We start from the raw sequence: 21,473 nt of genomic DNA on the forward strand, positions 1-21,473 counted from the left end.
GTGAGGTCATGTCACGCGAGCAGAATCGCCCGATCACCGACCTCGGCACGCTCAAGGCGCTGGCCCACCCGCTGCGCATGCGGCTGTACCGCCTGCTGTGCGTGTCCCGCACGGCCACCGCCTCGCACCTCGCCGACCAGGTCGACGAGGCCGTGTCCCTGGTCAGCTACCACCTGCGCAAGCTGGCCGAGCACGGGCTGATCGAGGAGGCCGAGGCGCGGAGCGGGGACGGGCGGGAGCGCTGGTGGCAGCCCTCCTCGGAGGGCGTGAGCATCCGCGACCGGGACTTCCGGGACGCGCCGGAGCGGGCCGCCGCCCACCTGGCGGCCACCCGGCTCTTCCACGAGCAGCGCGCCGACATGTACCGCCGCTACCTCGACGAACGGCCCACCTGGAGCGCCGAGTGGAACGCGGCCGCCCCGGACAGCGAGTCCCTGCTGCGCCTGACGGCCGGCGAACTGGACGAACTGCGCGAGGAGTTGCTCGCCCTCGCCAGGAAGTACGACGACAAGGGCCGGGCCGCCGAGGCCGCGGGCGACACCGAGGGGCGCGAGAACGTCGCGCTGCACCTGTACGGCTTCCCGTTCCGGGTCTGATCCGCGCTCCGCGTCCGACTCCCGTTCCGCGTCTAACTCCTGCTCCGCGTCCGAGAGGGTCCCACCCGTGACCGCCACCACCGCCACGCCCACCGCCCCGGCCGAGGCCGTCGAGGTCCCCGCCCACCGCGACGGCAACGTCCTGCGCTGGCTCGCCGCCTACACCGCCTCGATGACCGGCGACAGCGTGTACTACATCGCGTTGTCCTGGGCGGCCGTCCAGAACGGCACGCCCGCGCAGGCCGGCATCGTGATGTCGGTCAGCGCCCTGCCGCGGGCGCTGCTGATGCTCGGCGGCGGAGTGATCGCCGACCGGCTCGGGCCGCGCAGGGTCGTCATCGGCAGTGACGCGGTGCGCTGCGCGGCCGTACTCGCGGTGGCGGCGCTGCTGTTCCTCACCAGCCCTGGGCTGTGGCCGCTGGCCGTGCTGGGCCTTGTCTTCGGGACCGTCGACGCCGTGTTCATGCCGGCTTTGGGAGCCCTCCCCGCGCGCGTGACGAGTCGTGGACAGCTCACGCGTGTGCAGGGCATGCGCGGGCTCGGCATCCGCTTCGCGAGCGTCGTCGGCGGACCGCTCGGCGGACTCGCCGTGGCGGCCGGGGGAGCGACGGCCGCGTTCGCCCTCGCGGGCGTGCTGATCGCGATATCAGTGCCGCTGCTGGTCGCCGTGCGGATCCGGGAACTGCCCGCCGACGACACGAAGGCCGCCGGCACCGCGTGGCACGACCTGCGCGCCGGACTGCGGTACATCCGCCGCCACCGCGTCCTCGCCCCGCTGATGCTGGCCATCGCGCTCGGCGACCTCGGCTTCGTCGGGCCGCTCAATGTCGGGCTGACCCTGCTGGCCGACGAGCGCGGCTGGGGCGCCGCCGGGATGGGCTGGGTGCTCGGCGGGTTCGGGACCGGGGCCGGTGTCGCCTCGCTGCTGCTCGCCGTACGCGGGCGCGTGCCGCACGCCGGCCACGTCATGGCGTACGCCTGTCTGAGCGGGGCGGTCGCCATCGGCGCCCTGGCCTTCGTCCCGGGCGTCGTCGCGGCCGCCGGGGTCGCCCTGCTGATCGGACTGCTCGCCGGGCTCAGCGGCGCCCTGTGCGGGGCGCTGCTCCAGACGCAGTCGGACCCGGCCTGCCTGGGCCGGGTGACCGCCGTGTCCTCACTGGTCAGCCTCGGCTTCGCCCCGCTCAGCATGCCGCTGTCGGCCGCCGCGATCGGCGCCTGGGGCACCGGGCCGGTCTTCGTCACCAGCGCGCTGGTGTGCGGACTCGGCGGGGCCGTCGCACTCTGCGCACCGAACCTGCGCCGCGCCGAACTCCCGACCTGACCGTCCGCATTCCGGAAGCACGGCGGAACTCCCGGGGCGGGTGCCGTGCGGCCGGGCGCGGCTGATCGCCGGAGGCGGGGCCGAGCTCCGAGACGTGGCGGATCGCCTGAGGGAGCGCCGTGCTGCGGGGCGTGGCTGGTCGCCTGAGGCGGGGCCGAGCTCCGAGACGAGGCTGACCTCCCGAGGCGGGTGGCGAGGTGCGGGGTGTGGCGGATCGCCTGAGGCGGGTGCCGAGTTGCGGGGCGCGGCTGGTCGCCCGAGGCGGGCGCCGAACTCAGAGACGAGGCCGACCTCCCGAGGCGGGTGCCGAGGTGCGGGGCATGGCGGATCACCTGACGCGGGGCCGAGCTCCGAGACGAGGCTGACCTCCCGAGGCGGGGCCGAGCTCCGAGACGTGGCGGATCGCCTGAGGCGGGTGCCGAGCCGCGGGGCGTGGCTGATCGCCCGAGGCAGGTCCGACCTCCTGAGGCGGGACCGAGGTCCGGGGCGCGGCCGAACTCCCGAGACGGGGCCGAATTCCGGGGCGTGGCTGATCGCCCGAGGCGGGGCCGAACTCCCGAGGCGGGTGCCGAGGTGCGGGGCGCGGCTGATCGCCTGACGGGGGCCGTGCTGCGGGGTGTGGCGGATCGCCTGAGGCGGGTGCCGAGCCGCGGGGCGTGGCTGATCGCCCGAGGCAGGTCCGAACTCCTGAGGCGGGACCGAGGTCCGGGGCGCGGCCGAACTCCCGAGGCGGGTGCCGAGCCGCGGGGCGTGGCTGATCGCCCGAGGCGGGGCCGAGCTCCGAGACGTGGCTGAACTCCCGAGGCGGGGCCGGGCTCCGGGGCGGCGCGGCCGAACTCCCGAGACGGCCCCCTCAGATCCCGAGTTCCTTCGCCTCGTGCAGCTTGGCGATGGCCTCCTTGTCGCCGTCCAGCTCCACCTTGGCCGCGCTCTGACGGCCGTAGAGGAACAGCAGCAGTTCCGAGGGCTCACCGGTCGCCGTCACGACCGGAGTGCCGCGGTGCGCGACCGCCGTCTGGCCGTCCGGGCGGCGCAGCACCAGACCGGTGGGGACACCGCGGCCCATCAGCCGGGCGGTGCGCTCCAGGCGGGACCACAGGGTGTCCTGGAAGACCGGGTCCAGCTCGCGGGGCGTCCAGTCGGGGCGGGCCCGGCGGACGTCCTCGGTGTGGACGTAGAACTCCACCGTGTTCGAGAGCTCCTCGACCTGCTTGAGCTGGAACGGCGAGAACCGCGGCGGGCCGGTGCGGATCAGCTGGATCAGCTCTTCGTAGGGCTTCTCGGAGAACTCGGTCATCACCCGGTCCAGGCGGGACGCGAGCTGCTTGATCAGCAGACCGCCGGCGGCGTCGGGACGGCGCTCGCGCACCACCACGTGCGCCGCGAGGTCGCGGGTGAGCCAGCCCTCGCAGAGGGTGGGGGCGTCGGGGCCCTCGGCCTCCAACAGGTCGGCGAGGAGAAGTCGTTCACGCTTGGCGAAAGTCGACATGCAGTCAGCCTACGACCCCCTCGCGGGTCCGCACAGTGGACACGGCCCCGGGGCTGTCAGTTGCGCGCGGCACAATGGCACCCATGACCAGCACGCCCCCGCCCAGCAGCAGCCTCGACCCCGAGATCGCCGCGCGCCTCAAGCGCAGCGCCGACGGGCTCGTCCCCGCCATCGCCCAGCAGTACGACACCGGTGAGGTGCTCATGCTCGGCTGGATGGACGACGAGGCGCTGCACCGCACGCTGACCACCGGCCGCTGCACCTACTGGTCGCGCAGCCGCCGGGAGTACTGGGTCAAGGGCGACACCTCCGGCCACTTCCAGTGGGTCAGGTCCGTCGCCCTGGACTGCGACGCCGACACCCTGCTGGTCAAGGTGGACCAGGTGGGCGCTGCCTGCCACACCGGCGCGCGGACCTGCTTCGACGAGGACGTGCTCCTCAAGGACGGCGCTGATTCCGGTCCCGCCGCCTCGGATCAGTAAGGTCAGCCGCCATGGACCTCGAGACCTTCCGCAAGCTGGCCACCGACCGCCGTGTCATCCCCGTCACGCGCAAGCTCCTGGCCGACGGCGACACCCCGGTCGCCCTCTACCGCAAGCTCGCCGCCGAGCGCCCCGGCACCTTCCTGCTGGAGTCCGCGGAGAACGGCCGCTCGTGGTCCCGCTACTCCTTCGTGGGCGTCCGCTCGGCCGCGACCCTGACCGCGCGTGACGGACAGGCGCACTGGCTCGGCACCCCACCGGTCGGCGTCCCCGTCGACGGCGACCCGCTGGCCGCCCTGCGCGCCACCATCGAGGCCCTGCACACCCCGCACCAGGAAGGCCTGCCGCCCTTCACCGGCGGCATGGTCGGCTACCTCGGCTACGACATCGTCCGCCGTCTGGAGAAGATCGGCCCGGGGGAGCGCGACGACCTCAAGCTGCCCGAGCTGACCATGCTGCTCACCAGCGACCTCGCCGTCATGGACCACTGGGAGGGCTCGGTCCTGCTGATCGCCAACGCGATCAACCACAACGACCTCGACACCGGTGTCGACGAGGCCCACGCGGACGCGGTGGCCCGCCTGGACGCCATGGAGGCGGACCTGTCCCGCGCGGTGGCCCAGCCCCCGGCGGTCCTGCCCCCCTCCGAGCTGCCCGAGTACACCGCGCTCTGGGGCGGCCCCGACTTCCAGGAGGCCGTCGAGGACATCAAGGAGCGCATCCGGGCCGGCGAGGCCTTCCAGGTCGTGCCCTCCCAGCGCTTCGAGACGCCCTGCACGGCGAGCGCGCTGGACGTCTACCGGGTCCTCAGGGCCACCAACCCCTCCCCGTACATGTACCTGTTCCGCTTCGACGGCTTCGACGTCGTGGGCTCGTCCCCCGAGGCCCTGGTCAAGGTCGAGGACGGGCACGCCATGGTGCACCCCATCGCCGGCACCCGCTGGCGCGGGGCGACCCCGCAGGAGGACCAGGCCCTCGCCGACGAGCTGCTCGCCGACCCCAAGGAGCGCGCCGAGCACCTGATGCTGGTGGACCTCGGCCGCAACGACCTGGGGCGGGTCTGCGAGCCCGGCTCGGTGGAGGTCGTCGACTTCATGTCCGTCGAGCGGTACTCCCACGTGATGCACATCGTCTCCACGGTCACCGGCAAGGTCGCCCCGGGCCGCACCGCCTTCGACGTCCTGACCGCCTGCTTCCCGGCGGGCACCCTCTCCGGCGCCCCCAAGCCCCGCGCGATGCAGATCATCGACGAACTGGAGCCGTCCCGGCGCGGGTTGTACGGCGGCTGCGTCGGCTACCTCGACTTCGCGGGCGACTCCGACACCGCGATCGCCATCCGCACGGCCCTCCTGCGCGACGGCACGGCCTACGTCCAGGCCGGCGCCGGCATCGTCGCCGACTCCGACCCGGTCGCCGAGGACACGGAGTGCCGCAACAAGGCCGCGGCGGTCCTGCGGGCGGTGCACACGGCGAACCGGCTCGGCAAGTAGGGGGCTTCGGCGCCGAATGGGGCGCTTCTCACGGAACCCCGGGTGCCCGTTCGCCCGGGGTTCGGGTGATAGTGGGGTACGTGACTGCTGTACCGCACCCCCGTTCCGAAGCCGCCGGACCCGCAAGGGCCGGACGTCTGAGTCTCGCCGTAGCCCTGCTGGGCGGCGCGCTCGGCGCCGCCGTGGCGCTGCTGGCCACCCGTCAGCAGTGGGCGGAGGGCACCGCGACCGTGGCGGGCGGCGCCTTCCCCCTGACCGCCAAGGGCAGTGACGTCACGGGCGTTCCCGCGGCCCTGGCCATAGTGGGTCTCGCCGCGCTCGTCGCCGTCTTCGCCGTCCGCAAGGCCGGCCGTCTCCTGGTCGCCGGGGTGCTCGCGCTCTCCGGCGCCGGCATCGTCGCCGCCGCGCTGGTCGGGGCCGGCGACTCGTCCGCACTGGACGAGCAGGCGGCGAAGGCCTCCGGCGACACCTCGGCGACGGTCGCCTCGCTCTCGCACACCGCCTGGCCGTACGTCGCCGTGGTGGGCGGTGCGCTGATTCTGCTCGCCGGGCTGCTCGCGCTGCGGTACGGACGCCTGTGGCCCGCGATGTCCGGGCGCTACGAGCGGGACGGGGCACCCCGGCCACGCCGCAAGGCCGCTGTCGTGGATCCCGACCGGCCCGAGGACATCTGGAAGGCGCTCGACCGGGGCGAGGACCCGACAGGCGCGTGACGGTCGTCCTCGGAGCTCAGGCGGTGCGACCGGGCGCGCGGCTCCCCGCGCGCCCGCCGGGACGCGTCTAGGTGACCCCCGGACACATCGCGGCCGTGCGTGCGGAACAATGGGCCCCGAGCTTCCGGCTCGGACTCGTACCTCAGCACCTAGGAGCAAGCAATGGCGGGCAGCAGCCACGGTCACACCCCGGCCGCCTGGACCGGTGTCACTATCGCCTTCATCGGTTTCTGTGTCGCGGGCGCCTTCATGGTGATGGCCCAGCCGGCGGGCTTCTGGGCCGGTATGGCGATCGTGGTCATCGGCGGTGTCGTCGGCTGGATCATGAGCGCGATGGGGATGGGCATGCCCAAGGACGCCCACAAGCCGCTCGCGACCTCGCGCCCCGAGTCGGCGGACGCCAAGAGCTGACACACGCACCTCGTGAAGGGGCGGCCCGCGAAAGTGCCGGGGCCGCCCCTCACGCGTTCGACGGGAGGGCGGGGGACAATGGCGGACGTGAACGCCGAAACGCAGCGGGCGCTGCCCCGGACCGGCCTGCCGGGACGCCTCGCCGTCCCGGGCGGGATCCTGGCCGCCGTCGCCGGGGCCTTCGCGTACGTGGGGGCCGTGGACCCCAACCAGCCCGGCCACTACCCCGTCTGCCCGCTCTACCGGATCACCGGCCTCTACTGCCCCGGCTGCGGCGGACTGCGCAGCGCGCACGCCTTCGTCCACGGCGACTTCCTGGCCGCGCTCCAGGACAACGCGCCGGCCGTGCTGGGCTATCTGGGCTTCGCCGTGCTGTGGACCGTCTGGGTGGTCCGCGCGGCCCGCGGCCGGCCGCTGAGGCTCGGACTCGGGCCGGTGCACCTGTGGACGGCGGGGACATTGCTGCTGGTCTTCACGGTTGTCCGGAACCTGCCGTTCGGTGGCTGGCTACATCCTTGATCAACTGGCGAACGTCCAGGTAGTGGGACCGGCGTCAACCGGATGCGAGGGCTACGCCCTCCTGCGGATACCATCGCAGTGACCACCTGTTTTCATCGGTCGCTGGAACTGTCAACCGTCTGGAAGGGGGCCGCTCGCGTGAGTGTGCTCGACGAGATCATCGACGGAGTCCGTGCCGACCTCGCGGAACGGCAGGCGCGCGTCAGCCTCGACGAGCTCAAGGAGCGCGCGGCGAAGGCTCCCGCGGCCAAGGACGGCGTGGCCGCACTGCGCGGCGACGGCGTCAAGGTCATCTGCGAGGTCAAGCGCTCCAGCCCGTCCAAGGGCGCGCTGGCCGCGATCGCCGACCCGGCGGGCCTCGCCGCCGACTACGAGGCGGGCGGCGCGGCCGTCATCTCCGTCCTCACCGAACAGCGCCGCTTCGGCGGCTCGCTGGCCGACCTGGAGGCCGTCCGCGCGCGCGTGGACATCCCGGTCCTGCGCAAGGACTTCATCGTCACGTCGTACCAGCTCTGGGAGGCCCGGGCCTACGGAGCCGACCTCGCGCTGCTCATCGTGGCGGCCCTGGAGCAGCCCGCCCTGGAGTCCCTGATCGAGCGCGCCGAGTCCATCGGGCTCACCCCGCTCGTCGAGGTGCACGACGAGGACGAGGTCGAGCGCGCGGTGGACGCCGGAGCGAAGATCATCGGCGTCAACGCGCGCAATCTCAAGACCCTTGAGGTCGACCGCGGCACGTTCGAGCGCATCGCCCCCGAGATCCCCGCCCATCTGGTCAAGGTCGCCGAGTCCGGCGTCCGCGGCCCGCACGACCTGATCGCCTACGCCAACGCCGGCGCCGACGCGGTCCTGGTGGGCGAGTCCCTGGTGACGGGCAAGGACCCGAAGACGGCGGTGTCGGACCTGGTGGCGGCGGGCGAGCATCCCGCGCTGCGGCACGGGCGCGGATGATCTTTCGATAGGCTTGGCGCCGATGACTCTGACCCTGACCACCGTGGACCGGCACGCCCGCCTCGCGCGCGGTTGCCGGCCGCGAGGCTGCCGTGCCCCGGCCCGCCGGGTGCACGGCCGCAGGGTCAGATACGTCATCGGAGACGAACCCGGGCAGGTCAACGGGCGCCGATGGCGACCTTCCAGGGGCGCGGGGAACTGCGCGACCAGCCACTGACGGTCTGAGGCCGTCCGATCCCCTGTGCCCCCACGGCGATCAGTGCTCGATACACACTCACCGTGAGGTTCCGTCATGCCCAGCGAGTTCTTCATTCCCGACCCCGAGGGTCAGGTCCCCAGTGCCGAGGGCTACTTCGGCGCGTTCGGCGGCAAGTTCATCCCGGAGGCCCTCGTCGCCGCCGTGGACGAGGTCGCCGTCGAGTACGACAAGGCCAAGCACGATCCCGAGTTCGCTCGTGAGCTCGACGACCTGCTCGTGCACTACACCGGCCGCCCCTCCGCGCTGACCGAGGTGCCGAGGTTCGCCGAGCACGCCGGCGGCGCCACGGTCTTCCTGAAGCGGGAGGACCTCAACCACACCGGGTCCCACAAGATCAACAACGTGCTCGGTCAGGCCCTGCTCACCAAGCGCATGGGCAAGACCCGGGTGATCGCGGAGACCGGCGCCGGCCAGCACGGCGTCGCAACCGCCACCGCCTGCGCGCTCTTCGGCCTCGAATGCACCATCTACATGGGCGAGATCGACACCCAGCGCCAGGCCCTCAACGTGGCCCGGATGCGCATGCTGGGCGCCGAGGTCATCGCCGTGAAGTCCGGCAGCCGCACGCTGAAGGACGCCATCAACGAGGCCTTCCGCGACTGGGTCGCCAACGTCGACCGCACCCACTACCTGTTCGGCACGGTCGCGGGACCGCACCCCTTCCCGGCCATGGTCCGCGACTTCCACCGGGTCATCGGCGTCGAAGCCCGCCGACAGCTCCTGGAGCGGGTCGGCCGGCTGCCCGACGCGGCCATCGCCTGCGTCGGCGGCGGCTCGAACGCCATCGGCCTGTTCCATGCCTTCATCCCGGACGCCGGCGTGCGCCTCATCGGCTGCGAGCCCGCCGGGCACGGCGTGGAGACCGGCGAGCACGCGGCCACCCTCACCGCGGGCGAGCCCGGCATCCTGCACGGCTCCCGCTCCTACGTCCTCCAGGACGAGGAGGGCCAGATCACCGAGCCGTACTCCATCTCGGCCGGTCTGGACTACCCGGGCATCGGCCCCGAGCACTCCTACCTCAAGGACTCCGGCCGCGGCGAGTACCGCGCGGTCACCGACGACGCGGCCATGCAGGCCCTGCGCCTGCTGTCGCGCACCGAGGGCATCATCCCGGCCATCGAGAGCGCCCACGCGCTGGCCGGCGCCCTGGAGGTCGGCAGGGAGCTCGGCAAGGACGGGCTGATCGTCGTCAACCTCTCCGGTCGCGGCGACAAGGACATGGACACGGCCGCACGCTACTTCGGCCTGTACGACACCGACGCCGCGGTCGCGGCGGACGAGGCCGGCACCGGCGCGGAGATCGAGGGGGACGCCAAGTGAGCGGGAACATCCAACTGCTGTCGGACACCCTCGCCGCCGCCAAGGCCGAGGACCGGTCCGCGCTCATCGCCTACCTCCCGGCCGGGTTCCCGACCGTGGACGGCGGCATCGAGGCGATCAAGGCCGCCTTCGACGGCGGCGCGGACATCGTCGAGGTCGGTCTGCCGCACAGCGACCCCGTCCTCGACGGCCCCGTCATCCAGACCGCCGACGACATCGCCCTGCGCGGCGGCGTCAAGATCGCGGACGTCATGCGCACGGTCAAGGAGACCTACGAGGCCACCGGGAAGCCGGTGCTCGTGATGACGTACTGGAACCCCATCGACCGCTACGGCGTCGAGCGCTTCACCGCCGAGCTCGCCGAGGCGGGCGGCGCCGGCTGCATCCTGCCCGACCTGCCCGTGCAGGAGTCGGCGCTGTGGCGCGAGCACGCCGAGAAGCACGGGCTCGCCACGGTCTTCGTGGTCGCGCCCAGCAGCAAGGACGCGCGGCTCGCCGACATCACCGCGGCGGGCAGCGGGTTCGTGTACGCCGCCTCGCTGATGGGCGTCACGGGCACGCGTGAGTCGGTCGGGGCGCAGGCCCAGGACCTCGTCGAGCGCACCCGAGCCGCCGGTGCCGGTCTGCCCGTCTGCGTCGGGCTCGGTGTCTCCAACGCCGCACAGGCCGCCGAGGTGGCCGGCTTCGCCGACGGCGTGATCGTCGGTTCGGCCTTCGTGAAGCGGATGCTGGACGCGCCCGACGACAAGGCGGGCATCGAGGGCGTCCGCGCTCTCGCGGGCGAGCTGGCGAAGGGCGTGCGCCGACAGGCGTAGACAGGCCGTACGCCCGTCATGGTGCGACGGGACAGCCGGTCACTCGAACGGGTGGACCTGGGGCCGGGGAGGCGCGGTGCGCCTCCCCGGTTCGTTCTGCGGGTGTGAGCGAGAAGAACCGTGAGGGAAAGCGCACCGCCCGGGAGCGGCTGGCGGAGGAGCGCGCGAAGCAGAAGACCGCGGAGAAGCGGCGCCGGGTGCTGATCGTGGGCGCGAGTGTCGTGTGCGTCCTCGGTCTCGCGGCGGTGGTCGGCGTGGTCGCGGCCAACACCGGCAAGGACAAGGACAAATCCTCGGGACCGGTGGTGGCGCCCTCGGGGGCCCAGGGCCAGGACAGTCTCGCCATCCCGGTCGGCAAGGAGGGCGCCGGGTCGACGCTCGTCGTCTGGGAGGACTTCCGCTGCCCGGCCTGCAAGGCCTTCGAGACGGCGTACCGCCCGACCGTCCACGAGCTCACCGGATCGGGGAAGCTCAAGGTCGAGTACCACCTGGCGACGATCATCGACGGCAACATGGGCGGCACCGGCTCCCGCAACGCGGCCAATGCCGCGGCCTGCGCCCAGGACGCCGGGAAGTTCCCGGGCTACCACGACGTGCTGTACGAGAACCAGCCCGACGAAACCAGCGACGACTACGCCGACAACGCGAAGCTGCTCGACCTGGCCAAGAAGGTCGACGGCCTCGACACGCCCGCGTTCCGCACCTGTGTCGAGAAGGGCACCCACAACAGCTGGGTGGAGAAGTCCGCGGCCGCTTTCCGCAACGGCGGCTTCTCCGGCACCCCGACCGTGCTGCTCGACGGCAAGAACATCTACCAGGACCGGACGATGACCCCGGCGAAGCTGAAGCAGCAGGTGGAGGCCGCCAACAAGGGGTGACGGGAGGTAAGGCGGCGGCCGCCTTCTCTCACCCGCCTGTTATGGACCCGTTGCCGGGCCGCCTGCCGTTGGCCCGGCCCGGCAGGGTAGCGTCGACCCTGCCATGGAACTTGCCTACATTCCCAGCCCGTCGCACGGGGTGTACCACCTCGGTCCCATCCCGCTGCGTGGCTACGCGTTCTGCATCATCATCGGCGTCTTCGTTGCCGTCTGGCTCGGCAACAAGCGCTGGATCGCCCGGGGCGGGCGGGCCGGCACGGTGGCCGACATCGCGGTCTGGGCCGTGCCGTTCGGACTGCTCGGCGGCCGCCTCTACCACGTGATCACGGACTACGAGCTGTACTTCAGCGAGGGCCGTGACTGGGTGGACGCCTTCAAGGTCTGGGAGGGCGGCCTCGGCATCTGGGGCGCGATCGCGCTCGGTGCGGTGGGCGCGTGGATCGGCTGCCGGCGCCGGGGCATCCCGCTGCCCGCCTGGGCCGACGCCCTCGCCCCCGGTATCGCCCTCGCGCAGGCCATCGGCCGCTGGGGCAACTGGTTCAACCAGGAGCTGTACGGCAAGCCGACCGACCTGCCGTGGGCCCTGCACATCACGTCCTCCACGGACGGCCGGGTACCGGGCTACTACCACCCGACCTTCCTCTACGAGTCGCTGTGGTGCATCGGTGTCGCGCTTCTCGTCATCTGGGCCGACCGCCGCTTCACGCTCGGACACGGACGGGCGTTCGCGCTGTACGTCGCCGCGTACTGCACGGGGCGCGGCTGGATCGAGTACATGCGCATCGACGACGCCCACCACATCCTGGGGGTCCGGCTCAACGTCTGGACCGCGATCATCGTGTTCCTGCTCGCGGTGACGTACTTCGTGCTGTCGGCGAAGAAGAGGCCCGGCCGCGAGGAAACCGTCGAGCCGGGCGCCACCGACGACGAGACCGAGTCCGGCCGTGAGACCGAGACCGGCGACGCTGCCGAGGGCGAGGAGAAGACCGAGCCCGCTGCCGAGGCCGACACCGCAGAGGTGTCCGACGAGGCCGAGTCCGCGAAGAAGACCTGACGGTCCGTCGTACGTCGACGAGGGCGCCCCGAGCGATCGGGGCGCCCTCGTCGTATGTCAGGCGCGGTGGGCGAGGGAGAGGGTGCGGTGGGCCTGGGTCACCACCGCCGCGTCGATGAACGTGCCGTCCGCGAGGGCCTGGGCCCCCTGGTGGGCCTCCGCCGCCTTGAGGATCGTCTCCGCCTGCTCGATCTCCTCCTCGGTGGGCAGGAACGCGCGCTCGATCACCGGGAGTTGGCGGGGATGGACGGCTGCCCGGCCCAGGAAGCCCAGGGCCCGGCCATGGGCGCAGGAGGTCCGCAGGCCCTCCAGATCCCGGATGTCGGGGTGGACGGACTGCGGCGGGGGAGGAAGGGCCGCCGCTCTCGCCGCCACCACCACGCGGGAGCGGGACCAGTCCAGGCCCCTGTCGTGGCGTACGCCCAGGTCGGCTCGCAGGTCCGCCTCGCCGAGGGAGAGGCCTCGCAGGTTCGGGTGGGCGGTGGCGATGGCGTAGGCGCGCTCGATGCCCAGGGCCGATTCCAGGAGGGCGTACAGGGGTGGGGCGACGCCTCCTTCGGCCCGGGCCGTCCTCCGCGCGACGCGGGTGATCTGGGCGGGGGAGGTGACCTTGGGCAGGCGGAGACCGCAGACGCCAGGGAGCGGGGCGAGCGCTGCGAGGTCCGCTGCCGCCAGGGGGCCGTCGAGGGCGTTCACCCGGACGTGGACCGGGACCGGCTGAGGGTCGCCGAGACGTTCGGCCGTCGCCTCGCGGGCGTACCGCTTGCGGTCGGGGGCGACCGCGTCCTCCAGGTCGACGACCACGACGTCGGCGCCGGCCGCGAGTGCCTTGGTGACGGTCGCGGGGCGGTCACCGGGGACGTAGAGCCAGGTCAGAGGGTACGGCCTCACAGGGCGCCCTCCGTGCGCAGGGCCGTCAACTCGGCCTCGGTCAGCCCCAGTTCCCGCAGGATCTCGTCCGTGTCCGCGCCGTGCGGGCGGCCCGCCCAGCGGATCGCGCCCGGGGTCGAGGAGAGCCGGAAGAGGACGTTCTGCATGCGCAGGGGACCGAGATCCGGGTCGTCGACGGTGGTGACGGTGTCGAGTGCCTGGTACTGCGGGTCGGCCAGCACGTCCCGGACGTCCTGGATCGGGGCGATCGCGGCCTCCGCCTTCTCGAACGCCGCGAGGACGTCGGCGCGGCTGCGGCGGGCGATCCAGGAGCCGACCGCCGCGTCGAGGACGTCGGCGTGGGCGGCCCGCTCGGCGCCCGTCGCGAACCACGGCTCGTCGATCAGCTCCGGGCGCCCCACCAGGTGCATCACGCGTTCCGCGATCGACTGGGCCGAGGTGGAGACGGCGACCCAGGTGCCGTCGGCCGTCCGGTAGGTGTTGCGCGGGGCGTTGTTGGCGGAGCGGTTGCCGGTGCGCTCCTGGACGTGACCGAGCTGGTCGTACCAGGTCGGCTGGGGGCCGAGGACCGTCAGGATCGGCTCGATGAGTGCCATGTCGACGACCTGGCCCTCGCCCGTGCGCTCCCGGGCCGCGAGGGCCGTCATCACCGCGTACGCCGTGGCCAGGCCCGCGATGGAGTCGGCCAGGCCGAAGGGCGGCAGGACCGGGGGCGCGTCCGGTTCGCCGGTGATCGCCGCGAAGCCGCTCATCGCCTCGGCGAGGGTGCCGAAGCCGGGGCGGTGGGCGTAGGGGCCGAACTGGCCGAAGCCGGTGACGCGGGTGAGGACCAGGCGGGGGTTGACGGCGGACAGCTCGGGCCAGCCGAGGTCCCACTTCTCCAGGGTGCCGGGGCGGAAGTTCTCGACGACCACGTCCGCGGAGGCGGCCAGCCTGAGGAAGGTGGTCCGGCCGCCCGGCTTGGACAGGTCCAGGGTGATCGTGCGCTTGTTGCGGCCCAGGACCTTCCACCACAGGCCGATGCCGTCCTTCGAGGGGCCGTGGCCGCGGGAGGGGTCCGGTTTCGTGGGGTGCTCGATCTTGACGACCTCCGCGCCGAAGTCGCCGAGCAGGGTGGCGGCCAGGGGGCCGGCGAAGAGGGTGGCCGTGTCGAGCACGCGCAGGCCGTGGAGGGGGGTCTCGGTCATGACGGGTACCGGGCCTCGATCTCGGAGCGGTAGGGCATGGACGCCGAGGCGCCCTCCCGCTGGACGGACAGCGCGGCCGCCGCGGCGGCCCAGGTCATCGCCTCCCGGATGGGCCGTTCCTCGCCGAGGGCGACGGCGAGAGCGCCCACGTAGGTGTCGCCCGCACCCGTGGAGTCCACCGCGGTGACCCGCGGTGCGGGAACGGCGAGGGGTTCGGCGTCCCGGGTCAGATACACGCTGCCCGCCGCGCCCAGGGTGATCACCACACGCGGGACCCGGTCGAGCAGGGCGGCGCCCGCGGCGAACGGGTCGGCGAGGCCGGTGAGGGTGGCCGCCTCGTGCTCGTTGGGGACCAACAGGTCGGTCGCGGCGAGGAGTTCGGGCGGCAGGGGCTGGACCGGGGCGGGGGTGAGGATCGTCCGGACACCGTGGGCGCGTGCCGTCTGCGCGCCCGCGAGGACCGCGGCCAGGGGGATCTCCAGCTGGAGGAGCAGGGCGTCGGCGGAGGCGATCAGGCCCTCGTCGCCGGGGACGAGGTGGTCGACGGTGCCGTTCGCGCCGGGGATGACGACGATCGCGTTGCCGCCCTCGTCGTCCACGACGATGTGCGCGGTGCCGGAGGGGCCCTCGACGGTGCGCAGATGGTCGGTGGTGACACCGGAGTGTTCGAGGGTGGAGCGCAGGCGGGTGCCGAAGGTGTCGTGGCCGACCGCGCCGATCATCGAGACGGTGGCTCCGGCGCGGGCCGCGGCGACCGCCTGGTTGGCGCCCTTGCCGCCGGGGATCGTACGGAACTCCCTGCCGGTGACGGTCTCTCCGCGCCGGGGTGGCTTTTCGACGTAGACGACCAGGTCCATGTTGGTGCTGCCGAGCACGGCGATGTGGGTCATGGGCGAGCAGCCTCCCGGTGGGTGAGGTGGGCCAGGGTGTCGAAGCCGGTGCCGTTGAAGTCGGCGACGGAGGTGGCCAGGCGGTTCTTCAGGGGGGTGGTCCAGCGGTCGGGGAGGCTTTCCGGGGCGCCGGAGAGGAGACCGGCGATGCTTCCCGCTGTCGCGCCGTTGGAGTCGGTGTCCCAGCCGCCGCTGACCGCCTTGCAGACGGAGTCGGTGAAGTCGCCGTCGGCGTGGGTGAGGGCGGCGGCGATCAGCGCGGTGTTGGGGATCGCGTGGACCCAGTGGTGGGCCGCGCCGTGGGTGGCGTGGAGCTCGTCCACGACCTTGTCGAAGTCGGCGTTCTCCAGAGCTAGTTGGACGCTGTGGGTGACGGCCCTGGCGAGGCGGGACTTCGGGGGGATCACGGTGAGGCCGGTGCGCAGGCAGGTGTGGATGTCGGGGGTCGCCGCCGCCTGGGCGATCACGGCGGCCGTGAACATCGCCGCGTAGACGCCGTTCGCGGTGTGGGTGAGGGTGGCGTCCCGGTGGGCCTGCTCGGCGGCGGCCGCCGGATCGCCGGGATTGGTCCAGCCGTGGACGTCCGCGCGGATCAGGGCGCCGATCCATTCGCGGAAGGGGTTGCGGTGGCGGGCCGTTCTGGGGGGTTCCAGGCCCTGCAGGAGGTTGCGGTAGGCGACGCGTTCGGCGGTGAAGGTACGGCCGGCGGGCAGTTCGTCGAGCCAGAGCCGCGCCACGTCCGCGGTGGTGAAGCGCCTGCCGTGGCGTTGGAGCAACAGCAGGTTCAGCAAGGGGTAGTTGAGGTCGTCGTCCTCGGGCATGCCGTCGATGTTCTCGGCGAGGGAGGTCGCGGCGGAGCGGCGGTTCCAGGGGTGCGCGGCGAGGAGGTCGGCGGGGACGCCCTTCGCCGTGAAGTAGCCGCTCAGGGGCCAGTTGCCGGTGGAGCGGGCGAGTGCGCGGATGGCTTCGAGGGGGAGCTTCTCCACGGGTTTGCCCAGCAGGCAGCCCACGGCCCGGCCCAGCCAGGCCGCCTCCAGGCGGGCCTCGGAGAGGGGAGCCGCGCAGGCGGGCGCCGGCCAGGTCCGGCAGCGGGCCCTGATCCGCGCGAGGTCGGTGGGCTCGTCGTCCGCCAACGCGCTCGGCAGGTCCGCCAGTTCGTCCAGCAGGTCCTCCGCGAGCTGGCGCAGGTATCGGGACGCGGGCTCCGCCGAGGCGCCCGCCCGGGCCGGTGCCTGCCGGCCTCCCGCCGCCCGCCACCTCGCCGCGATCGCCGACGGCTCCCGGCCGTCCTGGGCCGCCTGGCGCAGTTCGTGACCGATGAGGTCCTCCGGCTGCACCCAGGTCAGTCGGAGCATCTCGGGCCTCCGAGTTCCGCGAAGGCCGCCTCGTGGGTCCTGCGCCGGGCCACGTCCTTCTCGAAGATCCGCCGGGCCACGGCGGTCAGCGTCGCCGCCGGTTCCCACAGGTCCAGACGGCTGGCCTCGGAGACCGTCTTCGACCAGTCGTCCGGGACCGGGGAGCCCAGGGCGCCCGACAGGGCGCCGGCCATCGTGGCGATCGAGTCGCAGTCCCGGCCGTAGTTCACCGCGCCGAGCACGGCCTGCCGGTAGTCGCCCCCGGCCACCACCAACATCCCGAGCGCGACGGGGAGTTCCTCGATCGAGTGGAGGCGGGAGGGGCGGCGGGCGCCGAGGGAGGGGGCGCGGTAGTCGGGGCCGACCGTGTCGTAGGGAGCCACGGCGTCCCGCAGCGGTCGTAGGGCCGACTCGAAGTCCGTGTGGCGGGCGGCCGCTTCGCAGACCTGCTCGATCGCCGTACGGGTGCCGTCCTTGGCCAGCGAGAGGCAGGCCGTCACCACGGAGTCCGGCGTCGCTCCCGGTGCGGCCGCCGCCGCTACGGCCGCCGCGAGGACTCCCGCCGCCTCCCGGCCGTACGACGACTGGTGGGCGCCCGCGATGTCCAGGGCCTCGGCGTAGGCGGCCCGTGGGTCGGCCGCGTTGACCAGGCCGACCGGGGCCATGTACATCGCCGCGCCGCAGTTGACGATGTTGCCCACACCTGCTTCGCGGGGGTCGATGTGGCCGTAGTGGAGGCGGGTGACCAGCCACTTCTCCGCGAGGAAGACGCGGTGCAGCAGGAGGGCCTCCGACTCCAGTTCCGGGATCCAGTGCGGGTTCGTCATCAGGTCGGGGACCAGGTGGTCGGCGATTGCGTACGCGTCGAGGTGGTCTTCGACGCGGTCGTAGACGCGGATCAGCGCGTGGGTCATCAAGGTGTCGTCGGTGACGTGGCCGTCGCCCTTGTGGTACGGGGCGATGGGGCGGGCGGTGCGCCAGGCGTCGCCGTTCCAGGGGCCGACGACGCCGTGGACGCGGCCGGCGTGGCGTTCGAGGATCTGGTCGGGGGAGTAGCCCTCGACGGGACCGCCGAGGGCGTCGCCCACCGCCGCGCCGACGAGGGCTCCGGTGATCCGGTCCTCAAGGCTGCATTCTGTGTTTTTGGGCGTCATGCCCGGAATCATCCTCCTGGGAGGGGCGGTTGTGCGGCTTCCAGGAGCCCGGCGAGTTCCACGAGGTCCGTACCGGTGAGACGGGGGAGTGCGCAGCCGGAGAGGGTGCGGCACGCGTCCCGCCACGAGGCGGGGATCGCGCCGGCCCCGCCGAGTGCGCCGGTCAGGGCGCCCGCCAGGGCCGGGGCCGAGTCGGCGACCCGGGAGAGACAGGCGGCCGCGGGGATCGCCTCGGCGATGCGGCCCTGCGCGGCGGTGGCCAGGGCGAGGGCCACGGGGACGGTCTCGGCGGCCGCGATGCCGTAGCTGTAGACGTGGTCGACGATCTCGTGTTCCAGGGCCGGGATCAGGGCGAAGGCGTGGCCGGCGGTCCGGGCCAGGCGCAGGGCGTGGCGGGTGTTGCGGCCGATCTCCGTCCGCTCGGGGAGCTCGCCGAGGGCGGCGGTCACGCAGGCTTCGACGGGGGCGCCGGTCAGGGCGAGGGAGACGGCCGCGGCCATCGCCCTCGCTCCGTGCACCCCGTCTCCGTCCTGGGTGTAGCGGGCGTCGAACTCGGCGAGGTCCGCGGCGAGTCGGGGGTCGCCGGGGTGGGCGACGGCGAGGACACAGGCCCTGACGCAGGCCGCGTCGTCGAAGTAGTGGGGGTTGTCGTGGCCGGTGGCGGGTGGGCGCAGTCCGGTGGCGAGGTTGCCCAGTCCCGCTCGCACGGAGATGCGCGCGCGGAGGGGCAGGACGGCGGACTCGATCTCGGGGGCGCGGTCCGCGGCGGCGGCCACTTCGGCGGCGAGGGCGTTCCAGGCGAGGTCGATGGCGGCTCTCGTACGGCGTTGTCTGGTCAGGTCGCCCAGGGCGGTGTCGTCGCCCGCTCTCAGGAGGGCCTCCGCGGTGAAGGCCGCCCATTCGGCGTCGTCGGAGGGGCCGAGGCGGAGGGGTTCGGGGGGTTGGTTCAGGGCGATGGGGACGGGGAGGGTGGTGGTGGCGTTCTGTTCGGCGAAGGTGTCCAGTTCGCGGGTGAGGCGGCGGGTCCAGTCGGGCATGCGGGCGGCTCTGTGACGGGCGGCGGGCCAGCCGGCGGCGTCGCCTGCGGCCAGGCCGAGCAGGAGGCCTTGGACTCTTTGGCGGGGTGTTGCCGGCGGCAGGGTTGTTGTGTCGGTGGCCTCGGCTTCGCCTTCGGCATGGGTGTTCCCACCCGCACCAGCCGTGCGGGATTCGTGGTCGGGTGCGGGTGGCCCCTGTGGGGTGTTCTCGCCGTCGGCGACTGCGGCTACGGGTGCCGGTGCCTGTGTCGAGGCTTCGCCCCACGGCCCCGGCGGCCTCACCGGTCCGTCCCCGGCTCGGTGCCCGCCGCCAGGGTGAAGGCGTCCGGGTCGGGTGGCGGCCACTCCTGGGCGAGGCCGGTCGTGGCCCACTTCCCGTCCTCGCCCGCCACCAGCAACTCGGCGACGTCCAGCACGTGATGGCCCGCCATGGAGGGCAGACAACTGCCTTTCGCCGGGCCGATCGCCGCGGCCCACTCCGCCGGGATCGCCGACGCGCCCCGCGTCGCGCCCGCCAGGGCTCCCGCCACCGCCGCCGTCGTGTCCGCGTCCCTCCCCATGTTCACCGCCGTGAGGACCGCCTCGCGGAAGTCGCCGTCCGCCGCCGCGTACGCGCCGAAGGCCAGGGCCACCGCCTCCGGGGCCAGGTCGGTCCACGGATAGCCGCCGATCACGACGGAGGACCGGATCGAGCGCTCGCCCCGGTGGGCCACCGCCACGGCGCGGCGCAGGGAGCGGGCCGTCCAGCTGTCGTCCGGGATCACCGCCAGCGCGGAGGCGACGACGGCGATCGTCGGGGCGCCCGCCATCGCCGCGGCCACTCCCGCCGCGACCGCCTGGCCGCCGTAGATGCCCTCGCCGTCGTGGCTCACCGAGCCGTCGACGGCCACCAGGCGGGCCGCCTCCGCGGGGCGGCCCGCCGCGAAGACACCGAAGGGGGCCGCCCGCATGGCGAGGCCGTCGCTCCAGGCGTGGCGGTGCTGGGCCGAGATGGGGGCGGCCAGACCGCGGCGGAGGTTCTCCAGCGTGCCGCGCTCGCTGAAGCCGGCGCCCCGGAACGGGCCCTCGTCGCGGTCCGCGATCCACTCGTGCCAGGCCGCTCCCACATGACAGGAGGTGAGGGCGGAGCCGTGGCGGGCGAGGAGCAGACCGGAGAAGATCGCGTACTCCGTGTCGTCCGTGCCGGCCGGCTCGTCCTCCACATAGCCCTCGATACGGCCCCAGCGGGCGCGGATCTGCGACGGCTTCATGTTCTCGGCGGGGGCTCCCAGGGCGTCCCCGACCGCCAGGCCCAGCAGGGCGCCGCGGGCCCGCTCGCGGAGTTCGGTGGCGTCCTGGGGGGCCGGGACCGAGGAAACGCGGGCGATCGATGTCATACGCGGCCTCTCCACGACAGGGAGCAGAGGGGGTTCGCGCAGGGAGCGGAACCTTTTGCCGCATATGTCCCACCATCGGCGGTTGACCTCAGCCTCCCTCGCCTCAACGTCACCCGGTCGACATCCGGGCGGAGCGTCGTGATCGTCCGCGCGCGCGAAGGCAAATCCGCAGGTTAGCCGAGCCTTTCCTTGCTGGCGGAAGAGGAATGGGCCGTCGTACCGTGAGCGTTGTTAAGAATTAGAACGTGTCCAAAGTTAGCTTTGGCTTAGCTTCCCTGGGGGACCGGAATGGCCATCATCGACATCGAGGCGCCACTGCACGAGGCGCACCGGGACAACCACACGCACCGCGATGTGAACGGCGGCTGGCTCAGGCCCGCCGTCTTCGGTGCCATGGACGGACTGGTGTCCAACCTCGCGCTGATGACCGGTGTCGCCGGTGGGGCCGTCGGCCAGAACACCATCGTGCTGACCGGACTCGCGGGGCTCGCCGCCGGCGCCTTCTCCATGGCCGCCGGTGAGTACACCTCCGTCGCCTCCCAGCGCGAGCTCGTCGAGGCCGAGCTGGACGTGGAGCGCCGGGAACTGCGCAAGCACCCCCAGGACGAGGAGGCCGAGCTCGCCGCCCTGTACGAGGGGCGCGGGGTCGAGCCCGAGCTGGCCAGGGAGGTAGCGCGGCAGCTGTCGAAGGACCCCGAGCAGGCCCTTGAGATCCATGCGCGCGAGGAGCTGGGGATCGACCCGGGCGATCTGCCCTCGCCGCTGGTCGCCGCCGTGTCCAGCTTCGGGTCCTTCGCCCTGGGCGCCCTGCTCCCCGTCCTGCCGTATCTGCTCGGCGCGACCGTGCTGTGGCCCGCCCTGCTGCTCGCCCTCCTCGGGCTCTTCGCGTGCGGGGCCGTCGTGGCCAGGGTGACCGCGCGGACCTGGTGGTACAGCGGACTGCGGCAGCTCGTGCTGGGAGGCGCGGCGGCCGGTGTGACGTACGCCCTGGGCAGTTTCTTCGGAACGGCCGTAGGATAGGTCGGCTGCTACTTATGCGTTGGGCCGCATAAGTAGCCGTTACTCGCTGGTTTCGAATGCTTAACCGCTGGGCATGAGCCGTAAGCGCTGCGGGCAATGACGCTTGCGGCGCGCTCGCGGGGTCGGCGACGACGCCTTCGCCGCCCCCGGGACCGATGGGCGACGATCTGACCGATCAGTCCGGCTCGGTCCCCACATACTTCAAGCCACGTGTGCGACACCCCCCTCGCACCGCGTGGCGTCCGCATGCTGGAACGGAGTATCCGGT

General features: G+C 73.0%; 22 protein-coding genes. 14 read left to right on the top strand and 8 right to left on the bottom strand.

The window, feature by feature from the left end:
- Positions 1-8 precede the first annotated feature (8 nt).
- Positions 9-596: an ArsR/SmtB family transcription factor gene (locus AQI94_RS05660; RefSeq protein ID WP_031048751.1), complete on the top strand. Its 588-nt coding sequence runs from the start codon at positions 9-11 to the stop codon at positions 594-596.
- A gap of 67 nt (positions 597-663) precedes the next feature.
- Positions 664-1,917, top strand: a complete 1,254-nt coding sequence (locus AQI94_RS05665) for an MFS transporter (RefSeq protein WP_031048753.1) — start codon at positions 664-666, stop codon at positions 1,915-1,917.
- A gap of 853 nt (positions 1,918-2,770) precedes the next feature.
- On the opposite strand, the gene AQI94_RS05670 is transcribed toward AQI94_RS05665, so the two are convergent.
- Positions 2,771-3,406 (bottom strand): TIGR03085 family metal-binding protein, encoded by a 636-nt coding sequence (locus AQI94_RS05670; RefSeq protein WP_031048133.1) that lies wholly within the window; start codon positions 3,404-3,406, stop codon positions 2,771-2,773.
- A gap of 83 nt (positions 3,407-3,489) precedes the next feature.
- On the opposite strand from AQI94_RS05670, the gene hisI reads away from it, so the two are divergent.
- The 11 genes from hisI to lgt all read left to right on the top strand — a co-directional run bounded on the left by hisI (position 3,490) and on the right by lgt (position 12,295).
- Positions 3,490-3,888 carry a phosphoribosyl-AMP cyclohydrolase gene (gene hisI / locus AQI94_RS05675; protein ID WP_031048135.1) on the top strand — a complete coding sequence of 133 codons (399 nt, stop codon included), beginning with the start codon at positions 3,490-3,492 and terminating at the stop codon, positions 3,886-3,888.
- Between the two features lie 11 nt (positions 3,889-3,899).
- On the top strand, positions 3,900-5,378 hold the full coding sequence (locus AQI94_RS05680; protein ID WP_031048138.1) for an anthranilate synthase component I: 1,479 nt from the start codon (positions 3,900-3,902) through the stop codon (positions 5,376-5,378).
- 71 nt (positions 5,379-5,449) lie between these two features.
- A complete protein-coding gene (locus AQI94_RS05685; RefSeq protein ID WP_031048140.1) occupies positions 5,450-6,091 on the top strand; it encodes a TIGR02234 family membrane protein in 642 nt (213 codons plus the stop codon).
- Positions 6,092-6,253: 162 nt separating this feature from the next.
- Positions 6,254-6,502, top strand: coding sequence for an HGxxPAAW family protein (locus tag AQI94_RS05690; protein ID WP_031048141.1), 249 nt, complete (start codon positions 6,254-6,256; stop codon positions 6,500-6,502).
- Positions 6,503-6,580: 78 nt separating this feature from the next.
- Positions 6,581-7,021: a DUF2752 domain-containing protein gene (locus tag AQI94_RS05695; RefSeq protein WP_031048146.1), complete on the top strand. Its 441-nt coding sequence runs from the start codon at positions 6,581-6,583 to the stop codon at positions 7,019-7,021.
- Positions 7,022-7,159: 138 nt separating this feature from the next.
- A complete protein-coding gene (gene trpC / locus AQI94_RS05700; RefSeq protein WP_031048148.1) occupies positions 7,160-7,969 on the top strand; it encodes an indole-3-glycerol phosphate synthase TrpC in 810 nt (269 codons plus the stop codon).
- A 22-nt stretch (positions 7,970-7,991) separates the two neighbouring features.
- Positions 7,992-8,186 (top strand): tryptophan biosynthesis modulator TrpM, encoded by a 195-nt coding sequence (trpM, locus tag AQI94_RS46540; protein WP_078902787.1) that lies wholly within the window; start codon positions 7,992-7,994, stop codon positions 8,184-8,186.
- 75 nt (positions 8,187-8,261) lie between these two features.
- Entirely contained in the window at positions 8,262-9,548 is a 1,287-nt protein-coding gene (gene trpB, locus AQI94_RS05705) for a tryptophan synthase subunit beta (protein WP_031048151.1), read from the top strand.
- Positions 9,545-10,363 (top strand): tryptophan synthase subunit alpha, encoded by an 819-nt coding sequence (gene trpA, locus AQI94_RS05710; protein ID WP_031048154.1) that lies wholly within the window; start codon positions 9,545-9,547, stop codon positions 10,361-10,363. The genes trpB and trpA overlap by 4 nt, the downstream gene beginning before the upstream one ends.
- 104 nt (positions 10,364-10,467) lie before the next feature.
- Complete coding sequence (locus AQI94_RS05715; protein ID WP_031048159.1) at positions 10,468-11,241, top strand: DsbA family protein; 774 nt, start codon at positions 10,468-10,470, stop codon at positions 11,239-11,241.
- 103 nt (positions 11,242-11,344) lie between these two features.
- Positions 11,345-12,295, top strand: coding sequence for a prolipoprotein diacylglyceryl transferase (gene lgt, locus AQI94_RS05720; protein WP_031048163.1), 951 nt, complete (start codon positions 11,345-11,347; stop codon positions 12,293-12,295).
- Positions 12,296-12,352: 57 nt separating this feature from the next.
- On the opposite strand, the gene AQI94_RS05725 is transcribed toward lgt, so the two are convergent.
- The 7 genes from AQI94_RS05725 to AQI94_RS05755 are packed head-to-tail and all read right to left on the bottom strand — an operon-like array spanning position 12,353 to position 20,185.
- On the bottom strand, positions 12,353-13,186 hold the full coding sequence (locus tag AQI94_RS05725; RefSeq protein ID WP_031048165.1) for an HpcH/HpaI aldolase/citrate lyase family protein: 834 nt from the start codon (positions 13,184-13,186) through the stop codon (positions 12,353-12,355).
- Positions 13,183-14,373 (bottom strand): CaiB/BaiF CoA transferase family protein, encoded by a 1,191-nt coding sequence (locus tag AQI94_RS05730; protein WP_031048166.1) that lies wholly within the window; start codon positions 14,371-14,373, stop codon positions 13,183-13,185. Before AQI94_RS05730 ends, AQI94_RS05725 begins: the two co-directional genes overlap by 4 nt.
- Positions 14,370-15,263, bottom strand: coding sequence for a ribokinase (gene rbsK, locus AQI94_RS05735; protein ID WP_031048169.1), 894 nt, complete (start codon positions 15,261-15,263; stop codon positions 14,370-14,372). The genes AQI94_RS05730 and rbsK overlap by 4 nt, the downstream gene beginning before the upstream one ends.
- Entirely contained in the window at positions 15,260-16,618 is a 1,359-nt protein-coding gene (locus AQI94_RS05740) for an ADP-ribosylglycohydrolase family protein (RefSeq protein WP_062229606.1), read from the bottom strand. The genes rbsK and AQI94_RS05740 overlap by 4 nt, the downstream gene beginning before the upstream one ends.
- A complete protein-coding gene (locus tag AQI94_RS05745; RefSeq protein WP_031045581.1) occupies positions 16,606-17,772 on the bottom strand; it encodes an ADP-ribosylglycohydrolase family protein in 1,167 nt (388 codons plus the stop codon). The genes AQI94_RS05740 and AQI94_RS05745 overlap by 13 nt, the downstream gene beginning before the upstream one ends.
- 8 nt (positions 17,773-17,780) lie before the next feature.
- Positions 17,781-19,091, bottom strand: coding sequence for an ADP-ribosylglycohydrolase family protein (locus AQI94_RS05750; RefSeq protein ID WP_225890152.1), 1,311 nt, complete (start codon positions 19,089-19,091; stop codon positions 17,781-17,783).
- Entirely contained in the window at positions 19,088-20,185 is a 1,098-nt protein-coding gene (locus tag AQI94_RS05755; RefSeq protein WP_031045586.1) for an ADP-ribosylglycohydrolase family protein, read from the bottom strand. Before AQI94_RS05755 ends, AQI94_RS05750 begins: the two co-directional genes overlap by 4 nt.
- Before the next feature lie 288 nt (positions 20,186-20,473).
- On the opposite strand from AQI94_RS05755, the gene AQI94_RS05760 reads away from it, so the two are divergent.
- On the top strand, positions 20,474-21,205 hold the full coding sequence (locus tag AQI94_RS05760) for a VIT1/CCC1 transporter family protein (RefSeq protein ID WP_031045589.1): 732 nt from the start codon (positions 20,474-20,476) through the stop codon (positions 21,203-21,205).
- Positions 21,206-21,473: the final 268 nt, after the last annotated feature.

Origin of the sequence: Streptomyces pseudovenezuelae (assembly GCF_001513955.1) — a bacterium.
GTDB classification, from domain to species: Bacteria; Actinomycetota; Actinomycetes; order Streptomycetales; family Streptomycetaceae; genus Streptomyces; species Streptomyces pseudovenezuelae.